The organism is Cellulosimicrobium sp. NPDC057127 (assembly GCF_042670945.1).
In the GTDB taxonomy this organism is placed as follows: Bacteria; Actinomycetota; Actinomycetes; order Actinomycetales; family Cellulomonadaceae; genus Cellulosimicrobium.
On the sequence record NZ_JBHUUP010000012.1, the window covers coordinates 1 to 15,315 of the forward strand.

The 15,315-nt window shown below is 76.0% G+C and carries 15 protein-coding genes and 1 tRNA gene; 1 reads left to right on the forward strand and 15 read right to left on the reverse strand.

Annotated features, from left to right (window positions below; genetic code table 11):
* Positions 1-39 precede the first annotated feature (39 nt).
* The 11 genes from ACFTZA_RS12585 to rplU all read right to left on the reverse strand — a co-directional run bounded on the left by ACFTZA_RS12585 (position 40) and on the right by rplU (position 8,358).
* Positions 40-112: transfer RNA gene (locus ACFTZA_RS12585), tRNA-Ala, on the reverse strand.
* Between the two features lie 77 nt (positions 113-189).
* Complete coding sequence (locus ACFTZA_RS12590) at positions 190-870, reverse strand: histidine phosphatase family protein (RefSeq protein ID WP_378195092.1); 681 nt, start codon at positions 868-870, stop codon at positions 190-192.
* A complete protein-coding gene (gene rsfS, locus ACFTZA_RS12595) occupies positions 867-1,310 on the reverse strand; it encodes a ribosome silencing factor (RefSeq protein WP_378195095.1) in 444 nt (147 codons plus the stop codon). Before rsfS ends, ACFTZA_RS12590 begins: the two co-directional genes overlap by 4 nt.
* Before the next feature lie 23 nt (positions 1,311-1,333).
* Positions 1,334-2,455: a hypothetical protein gene (locus ACFTZA_RS12600; RefSeq protein WP_378195098.1), complete on the reverse strand. Its 1,122-nt coding sequence runs from the start codon at positions 2,453-2,455 to the stop codon at positions 1,334-1,336.
* Positions 2,448-3,053, reverse strand: a complete 606-nt coding sequence (gene nadD, locus ACFTZA_RS12605) for a nicotinate-nucleotide adenylyltransferase (RefSeq protein ID WP_378195101.1) — start codon at positions 3,051-3,053, stop codon at positions 2,448-2,450. The genes ACFTZA_RS12600 and nadD overlap by 8 nt, the downstream gene beginning before the upstream one ends.
* 40 nt (positions 3,054-3,093) lie before the next feature.
* On the reverse strand, positions 3,094-3,249 hold the full coding sequence (locus tag ACFTZA_RS12610) for a hypothetical protein (protein ID WP_378195104.1): 156 nt from the start codon (positions 3,247-3,249) through the stop codon (positions 3,094-3,096).
* A 179-nt stretch (positions 3,250-3,428) separates the two neighbouring features.
* Positions 3,429-4,766 (reverse strand): glutamate-5-semialdehyde dehydrogenase, encoded by a 1,338-nt coding sequence (locus ACFTZA_RS12615; protein ID WP_378195107.1) that lies wholly within the window; start codon positions 4,764-4,766, stop codon positions 3,429-3,431.
* Positions 4,767-4,844: 78 nt separating this feature from the next.
* Positions 4,845-5,972: a glutamate 5-kinase gene (gene proB / locus ACFTZA_RS12620; protein ID WP_378195394.1), complete on the reverse strand. Its 1,128-nt coding sequence runs from the start codon at positions 5,970-5,972 to the stop codon at positions 4,845-4,847.
* Positions 5,973-6,092: 120 nt separating this feature from the next.
* Entirely contained in the window at positions 6,093-7,613 is a 1,521-nt protein-coding gene (gene obgE / locus ACFTZA_RS12625; RefSeq protein ID WP_378195110.1) for a GTPase ObgE, read from the reverse strand.
* A gap of 94 nt (positions 7,614-7,707) precedes the next feature.
* On the reverse strand, positions 7,708-7,965 hold the full coding sequence (rpmA, locus tag ACFTZA_RS12630) for a 50S ribosomal protein L27 (protein WP_378195113.1): 258 nt from the start codon (positions 7,963-7,965) through the stop codon (positions 7,708-7,710).
* An 84-nt stretch (positions 7,966-8,049) separates the two neighbouring features.
* Complete coding sequence (rplU, locus tag ACFTZA_RS12635) at positions 8,050-8,358, reverse strand: 50S ribosomal protein L21 (protein WP_216093437.1); 309 nt, start codon at positions 8,356-8,358, stop codon at positions 8,050-8,052.
* Between the two features lie 357 nt (positions 8,359-8,715).
* On the opposite strand from rplU, the gene ACFTZA_RS12640 reads away from it, so the two are divergent.
* On the forward strand, positions 8,716-9,270 hold the full coding sequence (locus tag ACFTZA_RS12640) for a protein-L-isoaspartate O-methyltransferase (protein WP_378195398.1): 555 nt from the start codon (positions 8,716-8,718) through the stop codon (positions 9,268-9,270).
* Here ACFTZA_RS12640 and ACFTZA_RS12645 read toward each other — a convergent pair.
* The 4 genes from ACFTZA_RS12645 to ACFTZA_RS12660 all read right to left on the reverse strand — a co-directional run bounded on the left by ACFTZA_RS12645 (position 9,231) and on the right by ACFTZA_RS12660 (position 15,197).
* Complete coding sequence (locus tag ACFTZA_RS12645) at positions 9,231-9,911, reverse strand: thymidine kinase (protein ID WP_378195115.1); 681 nt, start codon at positions 9,909-9,911, stop codon at positions 9,231-9,233. The genes ACFTZA_RS12640 and ACFTZA_RS12645 overlap by 40 nt on opposite strands.
* A 3-nt stretch (positions 9,912-9,914) precedes the next feature.
* Positions 9,915-11,213 (reverse strand): 5'-nucleotidase, encoded by a 1,299-nt coding sequence (locus tag ACFTZA_RS12650; protein WP_378195118.1) that lies wholly within the window; start codon positions 11,211-11,213, stop codon positions 9,915-9,917.
* A gap of 88 nt (positions 11,214-11,301) precedes the next feature.
* Positions 11,302-15,078 carry an Rne/Rng family ribonuclease gene (locus ACFTZA_RS12655; RefSeq protein WP_378195121.1) on the reverse strand — a complete coding sequence of 1,259 codons (3,777 nt, stop codon included), beginning with the start codon at positions 15,076-15,078 and terminating at the stop codon, positions 11,302-11,304.
* On the reverse strand, positions 15,075-15,197 hold the full coding sequence (locus ACFTZA_RS12660; protein WP_378195124.1) for a hypothetical protein: 123 nt from the start codon (positions 15,195-15,197) through the stop codon (positions 15,075-15,077). The genes ACFTZA_RS12655 and ACFTZA_RS12660 overlap by 4 nt, the downstream gene beginning before the upstream one ends.
* Positions 15,198-15,315 lie beyond the last annotated feature (118 nt).

The window sequence follows — 15,315 nt, forward strand, 5'->3', positions numbered from 1 at the left end:
AGGCGGGACATCGTCCTGATGTCCCGCCTCGCCGTCCGGTGGAGCTGAGGGGACTCGAACCCCTGACCCCCTGCATGCCATGCAGGTGCGCTACCAGCTGCGCCACAGCCCCGTGGACCCGAAGGTCCAGGTGAGAAGCCCTGCCAGACGGCGGATCGTACGATCCCCGCCCTGCGGAGCGTCGCTAGTCTACGCAGAAACGGGCTCCAAGTTCCAATCCGGCCCCGCGTTCCAGCGGTCCAGCGGGAAGCCCGCCCCCACGTTGTGCGCCACGAGCCGCCACGGCGGGACCGCCGTCGGCCCCGAGGCGTGCAGGTGCGCCCAGTGCACGTTGTGCAGACCGAAGAGACCTCGCCACCCGGCCGGGTCCAGGCCCAGCATCGCGGTCACGGCGAGCGTGATCGCCGCGCCGTGCGACACGACGACGAGCGTGTCCTCGCGGGTGAGATCCGCGGCGTGGTCGGCGACCGCGGCGACCATCCGGGCCGCCACGTCCGCCTTCGCCTCCGCGCCGGCGCTCACCGGCTCCTCGCCCCGGCGCCACTGCGCGTACTCCTCGGGCCAGCGGGCGGCGATCTCGTCGCCCGTGAGCCCCTCCCACGCCCCGAAGCTCCGCTCACGCAGGCGCGGGTCGAGCACGGGCTCCAGACCGACCGCGGCCCCGTAGGGACGCGCCGTGTCCGCCGCGCGCACCAGGTCGGAGGACACCAGGCGCGTCGCGCGGTGCGCGCTCGCCAGGGCGTCGGCGCCCTGCTCCGCCTGCCACTGCCCCACGGCGTCGAGCGGCACGTCGACCTGGCCCTGCAGGCGCAGGGACGCATTGTACGCGGTACGGCCGTGCCGCAGGAGGACGACGGTGCCCGCCGTCACGCGAGCGGCTCCCCCGACAGGCGGATCGCGCCGTCGTCGCCGTCCTCGTCCCGGTCGCGCGCCGACCCGTCGCCGCCGCGCGCGTCGGCGGGCAGCTCGATCACCGGGCAGTCCTTCCAGAGCCGCTCGAGCGCGTAGTAGAGGCGGTCCTCCGCGTGCTGCACGTGCACGACGACGTCGCCGAAGTCGAGCAGGACCCAGCGGGCCTCCTGCTTGCCCTCGCGGCGGATCGGCTTCGCGCCGGCCTTGTGCATGGCCTCCTCGACGGCGTCGACGATCGCCGAGACCTGCCGCTCGTTCGTGCCCGAGGCGAGCAGGAACACGTCGGTGAGGACGAGCTGCTCGCTCACGTCGAGCGCGAGCACCTCCTCGGCCTTGCGGTCGGACGCGGCACGCGCCGCGGTGACGGCGAGCTCGACGGCCCGTTCGGTTGCAGTCACGAGACTCCGTTCTTCGGTGCCGCTCAGCGGCCTGGGACCGACGGTGCGAACGCACCGTCCACGGCAGCGACCTCGACCGTCGACACGGGCGGGGCCTGGGCGGCGGGGCCGGGATCGTCGCGCGAGATGAGCTCCCACACGAGCAGGCCGAGGACGAAGGCGACGGCCACGAGGACGAGGTAGTGCAACCACGTGTACGACGGCCCGCGGGGCGAGTCGTCGACCTCGGCCGGGTGCGCGTCGTCCCGTCCGGTGCGCGGGAAGAGCTCGTCGCCAGACTCCTCCGAGCGCGCCCCGGCGGCGGTCGCCGCGAAGGGCGAGCCCGAGGTGCCCGACGTCGCCGCGAACGGGGACGCGGGAGCCGACGGCTCACCGGTCGCGCGCTCGGGCGCGGCCCCCGAGGTGATCGCGGCCCACGGCAGGTCAGGGCCCGCGGGCTCGGTCGCGGGCCCCGCAGGGCGTGCCGACGCACCGGTGCGGGCCGGCGACATGGGCGTCGCGGGCGCCTGCCGGCTCGCCGGCGCTCCCCGGTCCGCCTGCTCGGTGGACCACGGCGACGCGGACACGCGCGGCGCCGCCGCCTGGCCGCCGCCGAAGGCCGACGTGCGCTGCGGTTGCTCCGACGCGCCCGTCGGGCCGGCCGGCCGCGCGGCGGGGCTCGCACCGGGCGCGCCGAACGCCCCCGGGGAGGGGTTCGGCGGGCGCACCGGCCCGCTCGCCCCGGGCGCCCCCGGGCGCTGCCATCCGGCAGCCGGGCGCGCGCTCGTGCGGTTCGGCGCGGACGGCGACGGTGCGGGAGGACGGATCGTGTGCCGCTCGGCGGTCTCCTGCACCGGCGTGAGCCGCCCGGTCTCGTCCAGCCCGCGCATGCCGCCGGACGCCGCCGGCGGCCGCACGACCGTCGGCGGTGACGCCTGCTCCGTCGGCCCGGTGGACTCGCGCAGCGCCCGACGCGACGGCGGCGGGCCGCTCGGCCGCGACGGCGGCTGGGCGCTGCGCCCCGCGCCGGGCGCGCCGGGGGACGCGGGAGCGCCCGCGCCCCCACCCTGTGCGGCGCGCTCCGCGGCCGCGGCCTGCTCGCGCTCGCGGATCTCGCGCCGCGTGAGCGGGCGGACGGGCTGCATGTTGCTGCCGTTGTCACTCATCGTGCTGACCTCGATACAAACCGTGCTTGGCGATGTACTGGACCACGCCGTCCGGTACCAGGTACCACACCGGCCGACCCGCCTCCGCGCGCCGACGGCAGTCGGTCGACGAGATGGCGAGCGCCGGGACCTCGAGCGTCGTGACCACGCCGGGCGGGAGCCCGGCGACGTCCAGATGGTGCCCCGGACGCGAGACAGCCACGAAGTGTGCCATCTTCCACAGCTCGTCGGCATCCTTCCAGGTCAGGATCTGCTCGATGGCGTCCGCGCCCGAGATGAAGAACAGCTCGGCGTCCGGCCGCGCCTCGCGCAGGTCCCGCAGGGTGTCCACCGTGTACGTCAGACCGGGGCGGTCGACGTCGACCCGGCTCACGGTGAACCGGGGGTTCGAGGCGGTCGCGATGACCGTCATGAGGTACCGGTGCTCCGCGGCGCTGACGAACTGGTGCTGCTTGAACGACGGCTTCCCCGTGGGGACGAACACGACCTCGTCGAGGTCGAACCGCGCCGCGGCCTCGCTCGCGGCGACGAGGTGCCCGTGATGGATGGGGTCGAACGTGCCGCCCATGACGCCCAGCCGAGGGCTGCGCGAGGTCATCGGTCGGTCATCGGTCGCGTGCCCCGTCCGTCGTGCCGTGTCAGTGCCGCGTGCCGACGCTGCGGAAGGCGTACGTCACGAGCAGGAGCGCCACCAGCCCGCCGAAGGCGAGCAGCCCGAACGCGAGCGGCGGGATGGGCAGGTGCGACGCGGCTTCCGCGCCCTCCTCGGCGGCCAGCACGACGGCTGAGATCACGACGTCCTCCTCGAGAGTCGTCCTCCCGGGCGGACCCGTGTCGGGGCCCGCGGCCGGGACGGTGCGGGTTGGTGCGGTGCTTGCGGGCGACCGGAGGTGCTCCGGTCGCCGACCAGTCTCTCACGGCCGCGCGAGCACGTGGTCCTGGCGGTACCGGGTACGTCCCGGCGCGCCGCTCGTCACGGGCGGACGTGGCCGTCCCCGTGGACGACCCACTTCGTCGTCGTCAGCTCGGCGAGACCCATGGGACCGCGGGCGTGGAGCTTCTGGGTCGAGATGCCGATCTCCGCGCCCAGCCCGAGCTGCCCGCCGTCGGTGAACCGCGTCGAGGCGTTGACCATGATCGCGGCGGAGTCGAGCTCGGCGACGAACCGCTCGGAGGACGGCAGGTCGCGCGTGACGATCGCCTCCGTGTGCCCGGACGACCACGTGCGCACGTGCTCGATCGCGGCGTCGAGGTCGTCGACGACGCGCACGGCGATCTCCAGCGCGAGGTACTCGGTGGCCCAGTCCTCGTCCGTCGCGGGCCGCACCTCGAGCCCCTCGGGCGCGAAGGCGGCGGTCCGCTCGTCGCCGTGCACGACGACGCCCGCCTCCCCCAGCGCGGCGAGCGCCCCGGGCAGGAAGTCCGCGGCGGCGTCGGCGTGCACGAGGAGGGTCTCCGCGGCGTTGCACACACCGACGCGCTGCGTCTTGGCGTTGAGCAGGATCTCCAGCGCCATGGCACGGTCGGCGCTCGCGTCGACGTACACGTGCACGTTCCCCACGCCCGTCTCGATGACGGGCACCGTGGACTCCCGCACGACGGTGCGGATGAGGTCCGCACCGCCGCGCGGGACGAGGACGTCGACGAGGCCGCGCGCGTGCATGAGCGCGACGGCGCCCGGCCGACCGTGCGCGTCGATGGACTGCACCAGGTCGCCCGGCAGGCCGCGCGCTTCGAGCGCGCGCGCCAGCACGGCGACGATCACCTCGTTCGAGCTCGCGGCCGCCGACCCGCCCCGCAGGATCACCGCGTTGCCGCTCTTGAGCGCGAGACCGGCGGCATCGACCGTGACGTTGGGCCGGGCCTCGTAGATCATGCCGACGACGCCCATGGGGACGCGCAGCTGGCGCAGCCGCAACCCGTTCGGCAGCGTCGACCCGCGCACCACCTCGCCGACCGGGTCGGGCAGGCCCGCGAGCTCGCGGAGCGCGTCGGCGATCGCGGCGACGCGCTGCGGGGTGAGCGCGAGCCGGTCCAGCAGCCCGGCCGCCATGCCGTTCTCCCGCCCGCGCTCGAGGTCGACGGCGTTCGCGGCCACGATCTCGTCCGTCGCCACGACGAGCGCGTCGGCCAGCGCGAGCAGCGCGGCGTCCTTGGTGGCCCGCGTCGCCGTCGCGAGGGCCCGCGAGGCGGTCTTGGCCCGTCGTGCGACGTCCTCGACCGCCGCGGTGACGTCGGGCTGCGGCCCGGCCGCGGCCTCGGCGGCCGGAGCGGACGGGGAGCCGGTGACGCGCGCGTCGGTGGTGGTCATGGCCCGAGCCTACGACCGCGCGCAGCCGGCCGGGAGGCCCGTCCGCGCTGCGGGACCGCCGTCGGCCCGCCGTCCGCCTCAGCCGTCGCGCCGCCGCACGAGGACCAGGTCGTCGCGGTGCACGACCTCACGGTCGTAGCCCTCGCCGAGCTCGTCGCGCAGGTCCGTCGTGGTCCGGCCCAGCAGGCCGGGGATGTCGCGCGACTCGAACGCGACCAGGCCCCGCGCGACCACGCGCCCGTCGGCGGCCACGATCTCGACCGGGTCGCCGGCGTCGAACTCGCCCTCGACCGCGGTGATGCCGGCCGGCAGCAACGACGCGCGCCCGCCCTGCACGGCCCGGACCGCGCCGTCGTCCAGGACGAGCCGCCCGCGCGTGCGCGCGGCGTGGGCGAGCCACAGACGGCGTCGGGTGGTGCGCCGGCCGGTCGCGGCGAACCACGTGCCGACCTGCTCGCCGGCCAGGGCCGCCGCGGCGTTGCGCGCGGTGGTCAGCACGACGGGGATGCCGGTGCCGGTGGCGATGGAGACGGACTCGAGCTTGGTCAGCATGCCGCCCGTCCCGACCGCGCTCCCCCGGCCGGTGACCTCGATGCCCTCGAGGTCCGCGGGCGACCGCACCTCGGCGACGCGCTGCGCGCCCGGCCGCGACGGCGGGCCGTCGTAGAGGCCGTCGACGTCCGTGAGGAGGACCATCGCGTCGGCACGCACGAGGTGGGACACGAGCGCGGCGAGACGGTCGTTGTCGCCGAAGCGGATCTCGTCGGTCGCGACGGCGTCGTTCTCGTTGACGACGGGGACCACGCCGAGGTCGAGCAGCCTCTCGAGGGACCGCTGCGCGTTGCGGTAGTGCCCACGACGCACCGTGTCCTCGGCGGTGAGGAGCACCTGGCCCACGCGCAGCCCGTGCGCGGCGAACGCCTCGGTGTAACGGGCGACGAGCATGCCCTGACCCACCGACGCCGTCGCCTGCGCCGTCGCGAGGTCGCGCGGGCGGGCCGGCAGCCCCAGGGGGCCGAGGCCGGCGGCGATCGCACCGGAGGTCACGAGGACCACCTGGGCCCCGGCGGCACGCCGCGCGGCGATCACGTCGACGAGCGCGCGCAGCGCCCCGAGGTCGAGGTGCCCGTCGTCGCCCGTGAGCGACGACGAGCCGATCTTCACGACGACCCGGTGCGCGGTGGCGATCTGCGAGCGGGAGGACAGGGCGTTCACCGCCCCATCATCGCGGAGCGCGCACGTCGCCGCTGCCGGTTTCACGTGGCAGGACGCGGCGTGACGGCCGCGCGGGCCCACGGAGCCTCCGAGGCGCTCGCGCGCCTCCGATCAGTCGGCGTCGGGGTCGGTCCACGTCCCCGACTCGCGCTCGGTCCACAGCTCGCGGCGCGCCTCCGCCTTGGCGTCCATGCGCTCGTGGTGCTCGCGGCGCTTGTCGGCACGCGTCGGCCGCAGCCGCTCGTCGAGCCGCTGGTCCGAGCCGCGCGGGCCGCCGAGCAGCTCGGCCCCGGTCATGAGCGTGGGCTCCCAGTCGAACACGACGGCGTTCGCGTCCGTGCCGATCCGCACCTCGTCGCCCGCGACGGCGCCCGCCGCGAAGAGCTTCTCCTCGACCCCGAGCCGGGCGAGCCGGTCCGCGAGGTAGCCGACGGCCTCGTCGTTCGAGAAGTCCGTCTGGCGCACCCACCGCTCCGGCTTCGCGCCGCGCACCTCGAACCAGTAGTCGGTCGCCCCACCCTTGCGCTGCACGGTGAAGCCCGTCTCGTCGACGGCTCGCGGTCGCAGGACGACGCGCGTCGGCTCGGGGGCGGGCGCCTCGGACCGCGCCTTCTCGACGAGCTCGGCGAGCGCGTAGGTGAGCCGGCGCAGGCCCTCGTGGCTCGCGGTCGAGATCTCGAAGACGCGCAGTCCGCGGGCCTCGAGGTCCGGCCGCACGAGCTCGGCGAGCTCGCGCGCCTCCGGCACGTCCACCTTGTTGAGCACGACGACGCGCGGGCGCTCCATGAGCGGCACGCGGCCGCCCTCGATACCGAGATCGCCGGCGTACGCGGCGAGCTCGGACTCGAGGACGTCGAGGTCGCTGATCGGGTCGCGCCCCGGCTCGAGCGTCGCGCAGTCGAGCACGTGGACGATCACGGCCGTGCGCTCGATGTGCCGCAGGAACTCCAGGCCGAGACCGCGGCCCTCGCTCGCGCCCGGGATGAGCCCGGGGACGTCGGCGACCGTGTACCGCGCGCCGCCCGCCTGGACGACGCCGAGGTTCGGCACGAGCGTGGTGAACGGGTAGTCGGCGATCTTCGGCTTGGCCGCGGAGATCGCCGCGACGAGCGACGACTTGCCGGCGCTCGGGAACCCCACGAGCGCGACGTCGGCGATGGTCTTGAGCTCGAGCACGACGTCGCGCTCCTCGCCCGGCTCGCCGAGCAGCGCGAAGCCCGGCGCCTTGCGGCGCGGGGACGACAGGGCCGCGTTGCCGAGACCGCCGCGACCGCCCGCCGCGACCACGTACTCCGCGCCGGGACCGACGAGGTCGGCGAGCACCTCGCCGTCGGGCGTCTTCACGACCGTCCCGTCGGGCACGGGCAGCACCAGGTCGCCGCCGTTGGCACCGTCGCGGTCGTCACCCATGCCCTGGGTGCCCGACGGCGCGTGCCGGTGCGGCGAGTGGTGGTACTCCAGCAGCGTGGTGGTCTGCGGGTCGACGACGAGGCGGACCGTGCCGCCGTCACCGCCGTTGCCGCCGTCGGGCCCGGCGAGGGGCTTGAACTTCTCGCGGCGCACCGAGGCGCAGCCGTTCCCGCCGTTGCCGCCGGAGACGTGCAGCACGACGCGGTCGACGAACGTGGCCATGGGTGGATCCTCTCGCAGGTGCGCGCGGTGGAACAGCAGGAGGGGCGCACCACCACGGTGCGCCCCTCCTGCGGGAAGTCTGGGTCGGTGCCGCTCAGGCCTCGACGGCGACGATGTCGACGACCTTGCGGCCGCGGCGCGTGCCGAACTGCACGGCGCCGGCAGCGAGGGCGAACAGTGTGTCGTCCCCACCGCGGCCGACGTTGTCACCGGGGTGGAAGTGGGTGCCGCGCTGACGGACGATGATCTCGCCCGACTTGACGACCTGACCGCCGAAGCGCTTGACGCCCAGGCGCTGGGCGTTCGAGTCGCGACCGTTGCGCGAGGAGCTCGCGCCCTTCTTGTGTGCCATGACGGACCTGCTTTCGTGCGAAGGGGAAGGTGCCTGGCGGCGGTCGGCCGGGCCCGGGGGCCCGTCACCTCACGCCGCGGGAGATCACTTGATGCCGGTGACCTTGAGGCGGGTCAGCTGCTGACGGTGACCCTGGCGACGGCGGTAACCGGTCTTGTTCTTGTACCGCAGGATCGTGATCTTCGGACCCTTCTCGTCCCGCACGACCTCGGCGGTGACCTTGACCTTCGCGAGCTTCGCGGCGTCGGTGGTCACCTTCTCCCCGTCCACCAGCAGGAGAGCGGGCAGCTCGACGGAGTCACCGACGCCGGCGGACACACGGTCCACCACGACGATGTCGCCGACGGAAACCTTCTCCTGACGGCCACCGGCCTTGACGATCGCGTACACCACGTTGCTGCTCATCTCTCCTAGTCTTGGCGTGCTCGTCACGGCGGGGACGTCTTGGAGACTCGGACCACGCCGCAGCGTGCGAGTGCGTACCGTCCGTGGGCACACGGGACCGGCGCGCCCAGAGCGCGCCGACGTTCAAGACTACGGAGGTGCGGGGAGCAGGTCAAATGCCGCGGTGCCGCGAATGCCTGGCACCGCGCGCGCGACCGCTCGCGGTGCCACGCTGGGAGGGACGGATCCGGGAGGTGGGCCGTGCCTGCGGACACCGGGCGCGACGACGAGCGCACCCACGAGGCGGCCGCCCGCGCCGACGTGCGGCGCGGACGGCGCCCCGCGGGCGACGCGGTCACGGTCGCGATGCGCGCGGTCGACCGCCGGGCGTTCCTGCCGCCCTCCCAGCGTCGCTGGGCCGGCCAGGACCGCCCGCTCGACATCGGGCACGGGCAGACCAGCTCCCAGCCGTCGACGGTCGCCGCGATGCTGCGCCTGCTGGAGGTCACGCCCGGGGCCCGGGTCCTGGACGTGGGGTCCGGGTCCGGCTGGACGACGGCGCTGCTCGCCCACCTCGTCGGCCCGGACGGCGAGGTGCTCGGGCTCGAGCGCCACGCGGACCTGGCCGGGTGGGGCGCTGCCAACGTCGCCGCCGCGGGCGTGCCGTGGGCGAAGGTGGAGCGGGCCCGGCCGGGCGTGCTCGGGCGGCCCGACGGCGGCTACGACCGCATCCTGGTCTCCGCCGCGGCGGAGCGGCTGCCGCGACCTCTCGTCGACCAGCTGCGTCCCGGGGGCCGGATGGTGGTGCCCGTCCGGCACGCCATGACGCTCGTCGTGCGGGACCTGGCCGGCGACGGGTTCCGCACGAGCGAGCACGGCACCTACTCGTTCGTGCCGCTCGTCGAGGACCCGCCCGGCTGAGCGGGCGGGTCCGCTCCCCCGAGCCGCCAGGGCGCCGCGCCCAGGTGCACGCGGCAGCGCGCCTCGTACGACTCCGCGCCCCCGACGTGGGACGCGGCGGCGACGAGCGCGTCGGCCGCCTCGGCCGACCCTGTGCGCACGTGGAACGCCGCGTCCTCCCCGCACACGGCGCAGACCGCCGTGAGCCTGACGACCCGTTCCGCGAGGGACGCCAGGGACGGCAAAGGCTCGAAGGGGCGGGCGTCGAAGGTGACGTCGAGCCCCGCGACGACCAGCACGGCGCCCGCGTCGGCCAGCCGCTGCACCACGTCGACCAGCCCGGGACCGAAGAAGTGCGCCTCGTCCACCGCGACGAGGTCCCACGGCCCGTCCCGCCCGACGGTCTCCTCGAGGTCGTCCGCACCGGCGACGGTGCGCGACGGCACCGACAGGCCGGAGTGCGAGCTGACGACGCCGGTCCCGCGCCGCGTGTCGAGCTCGTGCCCGACGACGAGGACGCGCCGCCCGGCCACCTGCGCCCGCCGCACACGCCGCAGCAGCTCCTCGGTCTTGCCGGCGAACATCGGCCCGCACACCACCTCGACCCGTCCGGGCCGGGCACGGGGCGCGGGTCGCACGTCGGCGGCCGGTGCGGCGTCCACGGGTCAGTGGTGGCGCGCGAGCGCCGCGGACTGGCGGACCGGGAGCGGCTTCGGCGCCTCGCTGCGGTCGGGGAACGCGCCCTCGGGACCGGCGAGCTCCGCGCGCCGGCCCCGGCGCGAGTCCTCGACCGCGCCGGGCGCTCCGCCCTCGCCACCCAGGACCGTCAGCTCGGGGACCCGGGTGACGACCGGCAGCTCACGCGTCCCGGTCGGGCGACCCGACGGCCCGGGCACGGTCAGGGCGGTGGAGGTCGCAGGTCGTGCGGCGTCCGTCGCCGGCGCGGGCCGGGCGGGCCCCGCCGCGCGCTCGACGGGGGCGGCCTCCGGCGCGGCCCGTCGGGGGCTCTGCGCAGGCGCGACGGTCGACGTCGTGCCGGGTGCGGCTCCGGCCGTCCTCCGCGACGCGCCGTACGGGACGTGCACCGTCGGCGCCGTGCCGCGCACGGGCCCGGACGGCTGGACGCGGTCGCCGACGACGACGTGCGGGCGCAGCATCTCGAGCACGCCCGCGGGGTCGACGCCACCGAGGAAGAACGCGTCGTCGATGCGCACCCCCCACGCCCGGAGGGTCGCGACGGCGCGCTCGTGCGCCGGCGCGGAACGGCCCGTGAGGAGGGCGACGTGCACGCGCGGCGTGTAGGTGGGGTCGGTCTCGCGCCGGGCGCGCTCGGCCTCCTGCACGCGACGCAGGCCGGCGAGCAGGTCGCGGAGCGCACCACCGCCGGGCGCCACGTCCGCGTCCCCTGCCGGACGACGGCTCGACAGGTCGTCCTCCGCCTGCGCGTCCGGGCCGTCCGCGAGGATCCCGTCGACGTCGAACACGACGCGCAGCTCCTCGCCCGGCTCGTCGCCGAACGCGGGGTCGAGCACGTGCCCGGCGGGCAGCCCGCGGTCCACCGTCTCGTCCACCACCGCCTCGTCGGCGGACAGGAACAGGTCGACGTGCAGCGGCCGGACCAGCTCGTGCGGCGCACGCCCCTGGCGGAACACCGCGCGGGTGATCGCGAGGTCGTGGTGGCGGACCGAGCGCATGACGCGCAGGCCCGTCTCGGGCGGGCGCCGGGACAGCACCATGACCTCGACCAGCGGGTCGTCGGCCGGCGCGAGGTCGTTGAGGGCGAGGAGACGCCGTACGAACCCGAACGCGGCGCCCGGGGCGAGCGGGACGTCCAGCTGCTCCTCCTGGAGCGCGCGGTACGCGGCCTCTCCCCCGGCTCGCAGCACGCGGTCGGCGTCGGAGAGGTCGAACAGTGCGGAGGAGGCGACGCCGACGACGAGGCGGCCCGTGAGGTCGTAACCCATGGCCCGCACTATGCCAGGGTCACCCGCCCCGGCGGAACGCCGGCCGGCGCCGGCACCCCACCGGGGCCCGGGCCGGCCGGCGCCGGTCTCACGCGGTGGGCGCGGTCCCGTCCTCGGACGTCTCGTCGGGCTCGGCCGCCGCCGGCACGCTCTCGGCGGGCGTCTCGTCGCCGGCCGAGGGCTCGGGCGCCGTGCCGGCCGTCGCGTCGCCGTCGGTGCCGACCGCAGGCTCGAGACCCTCGACGTCCTCGTGCTCGTGGGCGTGCGCGGCGGCCGCGGCGATCGTGGCGAGCGTCGCCTTGACCGCCTCGCGGGCCTGCGAGGAGACCTCCGGCAGCACCGGGACCCCCGCGTGCGGCAGGGCGATCGCAGCGTCCTTGGAGGAGCCGGAGGACGACGCCGAGCCCGATCCCGAACCGGAACCGCTGCGCTTGCGCCGCGAGCGCGACCTGCCCTCGCCCGCGTCGTCCGACGAGCCGCCGTTTCCGTTGCCGTTCCCGCCCGAGCGCTCGACGGGCTCGGTGTGGACGACGAACCCGCGGCCGTGGCAGTGCTCGCACGTCTCGCTGAACGCCTCGACGAGACCCTGCCCGACGCGCTTGCGCGTCATCTGCACGAGGCCGAGCGACGTGACCTCCGCGACCTGGTGCTTCGTGCGGTCCCGGCCGAGGCACTCGACGAGGCGGCGCAGCACGAGGTCGCGGTTGGACTCGAGCACCATGTCGATGAAGTCGATGACGATGATGCCGCCGATGTCGCGCAGCCGGAGCTGGCGGACGATCTCCTCCGCGGCCTCCAGGTTGTTGCGCGTGACGGTCTCCTCGAGCGTGCCGCCCGAGCCGGTGAACTTGCCGGTGTTGACGTCGACGACCGTCATCGCCTCGGTGCGGTCGATGACGAGCGAGCCGCCCGAGGGGAGCCAGACCTTGCGGTCCATGCCCTTCGCGAGCTGCTCGTCGACACGGTGCACCGTGAAGACGTCCTGCTGCCCCGTCCAGCGGGAGACGCGCTCACGCAGGTCCGGCGCGAGCTCCTCGACGTACGTGGAGATCTCGTCCCACGCCCCGTCGCCCTCGACCACCAGCGAGCTGAAGTCGTCGTTGAAGATGTCGCGCACGACGCGGATCGCGAGGTCGGGCTCGCCCTGGAGCAGCGCGGGCGCCGAGGCGCTCTTCGCCTTCTTCTGGATGGCGTCCCACTGCCCGCGCAGGCGCTCGACGTCCGCGCGCAGCTCCTCCTCGCTCGCGCCCTCGGCCGCGGTGCGCACGATGACGCCCGCACCGTCGGGCACGACCTCCTTGAGGATCTTCTTGAGACGGTTGCGCTCGGTGTCGGGCAGCTTGCGGCTGATGCCCGTCATGCCGCCGCCGGGCACGAACACGAGGTAGCGCCCGGCCAGGGTGACCTGCGACGTCAGCCGGGCGCCCTTGTGCCCGATCGGGTCCTTGGTGACCTGCACCAGCACGGAGTCGCCCGACTTCAGCGCCTGCTCGATCCGGCGCGGCTGCCCCTCGAGGCCCGCCGCGTCCCAGTTGACCTCGCCCGCGTAGAGCACGGCGTTGCGGCCCTTGCCCACGTCGATGAACGCGGCCTCCATGCTCGGCAGCACGTTCTGCACGCGTCCGAGGTACACGTTGCCCGCCATCGACGTCTGCGACTGCTGCGAGACGTAGTGCTCGACGAGCACGCCGTCCTCGAGCACGGCGATCTGGGTGCGCCCGTCCTTCTCGCGCACCACCATCGAGCGCTCGACCGACTCGCGGCGAGCGAGGAACTCCGCCTCGGTGATGATCTGGCGGCGGCGGCCGGCGTCGCGACCTTCGCGGCGGCGCTGACGCTTGGCCTCGAGCCGGGTCGACCCCTTGAGCGCCGTGACCTCGTCCGCGAGGCTGCGGTCGCGCGACCGGGGGCGGGTCGGGCCGTCGCCGTTCTCGCCCCGCCCGCCGCGGCGCCGACGGCGCCGACGGCGGCTCGAGCCGGACTCGTCGTCGTCGCCCTCGGTGGACCCGGCAGCGTCCTCGGCGGGCTCGGCGTCGGCCGGCTCGCCGGTTGTCCCGGCCTCCGGTGCCGCGCCCTCGGACTCCCCGGACTCCACGGACTCGGAGTCGTCGGCCTCGCGCGGGGCGTCGGGGCGGCCGCGCCGTCCCCGCCCGCCACGACGACGCCGACGGCGCGGGGCGGTGTCCGCCTCGTCGCTGTCGCCGGCCTCGTCCTGCGGCTCCTCCTCGAGGTCCACGAAGTCCTCGGGCCCGAAGGCGTCGTCCGGCAGCTCGACGCCCTCCGCGGCGAGCTCGGACTCGATGAGCTCGATCTCCTCGACCGCGGCCCGGTCCTCGCCGGAGAGCACGGCGGGCGTCTCGGGCGCCGGCTCGGCGGCGGGCGTGCGACCGCCGCGCTCGGCCGGGCGCTCCGTGGCCTCCGACGTCGCGGCCGGCGGCTCCTGCGAGGCGGGTGCGGTGGGCGTCGGCTCCACGTGCCGGGGCGGCCCGGCGGGGCTCTGCGCCCGGCGCGAGCGGCGCGGTGCCGCCGCGGGGTCGGGCGCCTGGAAGAGCAGCGCCGTCGTCGCGAGGCGCGGCGTGCCGCCGGTCGTCGTCGTGGCGGGCGACTCGTCGCCCGTCCGACCGGACTTCTCGTCCGCCTTCTTGTCAGCCCTCTTGTCGGCCTTCGTGCCGGACTTCCTGCCGGTCTTCTTCTCCGCCTTCTCGTCCGCCTGCGTGCCGGCCGGCTCGGCCGCCGCCTGCGCGGGCGTCTCGTCGACGGCGGTGCTCTCGTCCGGGCCCGCCGGTGCGGCCTTGCGGCGCGAGCGTCGGGCGCGCGGACGCTCCTGCGCGTCGTCGGCCGGCACCGCGGGCGTCTCGGCGGAGGCGTCCGCCGGGGCGGCGCTCTCCGGAGCGCTCCCGGTCGCGTCCTCCAGGGTGGCGGGCTGCGCCGTCTCCGGCTCGGCCTGGGTCTTGGTCGCCCGGCGGGACCGGCGGGCCGGCTTCTTCTCCGCGGCCGCCTCCGCGGCCGGTGCACCAGCATCGACCGCGGGCGCGGCCCCGGTCCGCGACGCACCCGGCGCCGTCTCGCCCTCGGCCGGAGCGACGTCGGTCGCGCCGCCCTCGGTCGTCGGGGCGGACGTCGCGCGGCGGCTCGCCCGGCGTGGACGGCGCGGCTCCTCGGGCGCGCCGAACAGCGCGTCGGCGTCCGGCTCCCGCGAGGTCGTCGCCTCCGGGACGGTGGAGCGCGTCGTCAGCCCGAACTCGGAGAGCACGTCGAGCACCGGGGCCTGCGCGCGTCCGGCCGGCTCGGCCGTCGGCGAGGCGCTCTCCGTCGCGTCGGCGGTGTCCGCGGCCTCGGGCGTCTGCGCGGCGGCCTTGGAGGAGCGCTTCGCGGCGCCCGACCGCGTGCGGCCGGTGGACCGTCCGCCCGCGGTCTTCGCGGTCGACCGCGCGGTGCCGGCACCGGTCTGCCCGGCGTCGGCCCCGTCACCGGCCTCGGTGGTTGCCGACGCCGCCGGCGCGGCGGCGGAGGTGTCGGCGTCCGGCGTCACCGCCGGGGTGGCCGAGGTGGTGTCGCGGGTCGCGCGGCGCGAACGGCGCGCGGGGCGCTCCCCCTGCTCCGTGGTCGTGACCACGGGCTCCGTGGTGGCCGGCTCGGCGGGCGCCGATGAGCCGGCGCCGCTCGCACCGGTCGCGGAGGTCGACCCGGTCGTGGGGCTCGCGGGCTGTGCCGCCGGCGCCTCCGCGGGGTGCTGGGGCGGTGCGACGCTGCGGGTCGCGCGTCGTCGGCCGGGCTTGCGGCCGCCCGCCGCCGGGGTCCCGGACTGAGGGGTCTCGCCGGAGTTGTCGCCGGCCGTGCTGTCAGAGGTGCTGTCGAGCGTCACGCGTCGTGCTCCTGCTTGCCCGAGGTCCCGCCCCGCACCGTGCGGCCCCTCGAACGGTCGTCGTCGCTCGGGGCGGAGCGCTCCTGAGCGCTGTCCCCGCGACGGAAGTCGTCGGTCACGGCCGCAGCCCGCGAGCGCGACGCGGGCGCCTGCCGTTCGGGCCCTTCGCCCCTGGGCGGCGCTCCGCGAGCCGCTGTCCGCGGTTGCTGCGAGCACGTGTGCGCCAGGGGACGATGC

Coding starts and splice junctions, on each gene's coding strand:
- ACFTZA_RS12600 (WP_378195098.1), bottom strand. CDS start 2,455: ATGAGTGACAACGGCAGCAACATGCAGCCCGTCCGCCCGCTCACGCGG.
- rpmA (WP_378195113.1), bottom strand. CDS start 7,965: ATGGCACACAAGAAGGGCGCGAGCTCCTCGCGCAACGGTCGCGACTCG.
- nadD (WP_378195101.1), bottom strand. CDS start 3,053: ATGACCTCGCGCAGCCCTCGGCTGGGCGTCATGGGCGGCACGTTCGAC.
- ACFTZA_RS12650 (WP_378195118.1), bottom strand. CDS start 11,213: ATGGGTTACGACCTCACGGGCCGCCTCGTCGTCGGCGTCGCCTCCTCC.
- ACFTZA_RS12640 (WP_378195398.1), top strand. CDS start 8,716: ATGCGCGCGGTCGACCGCCGGGCGTTCCTGCCGCCCTCCCAGCGTCGC.
- ACFTZA_RS12615 (WP_378195107.1), bottom strand. CDS start 4,766: ATGACCACCACCGACGCGCGCGTCACCGGCTCCCCGTCCGCTCCGGCC.
- obgE (WP_378195110.1), bottom strand. CDS start 7,613: ATGGCCACGTTCGTCGACCGCGTCGTGCTGCACGTCTCCGGCGGCAAC.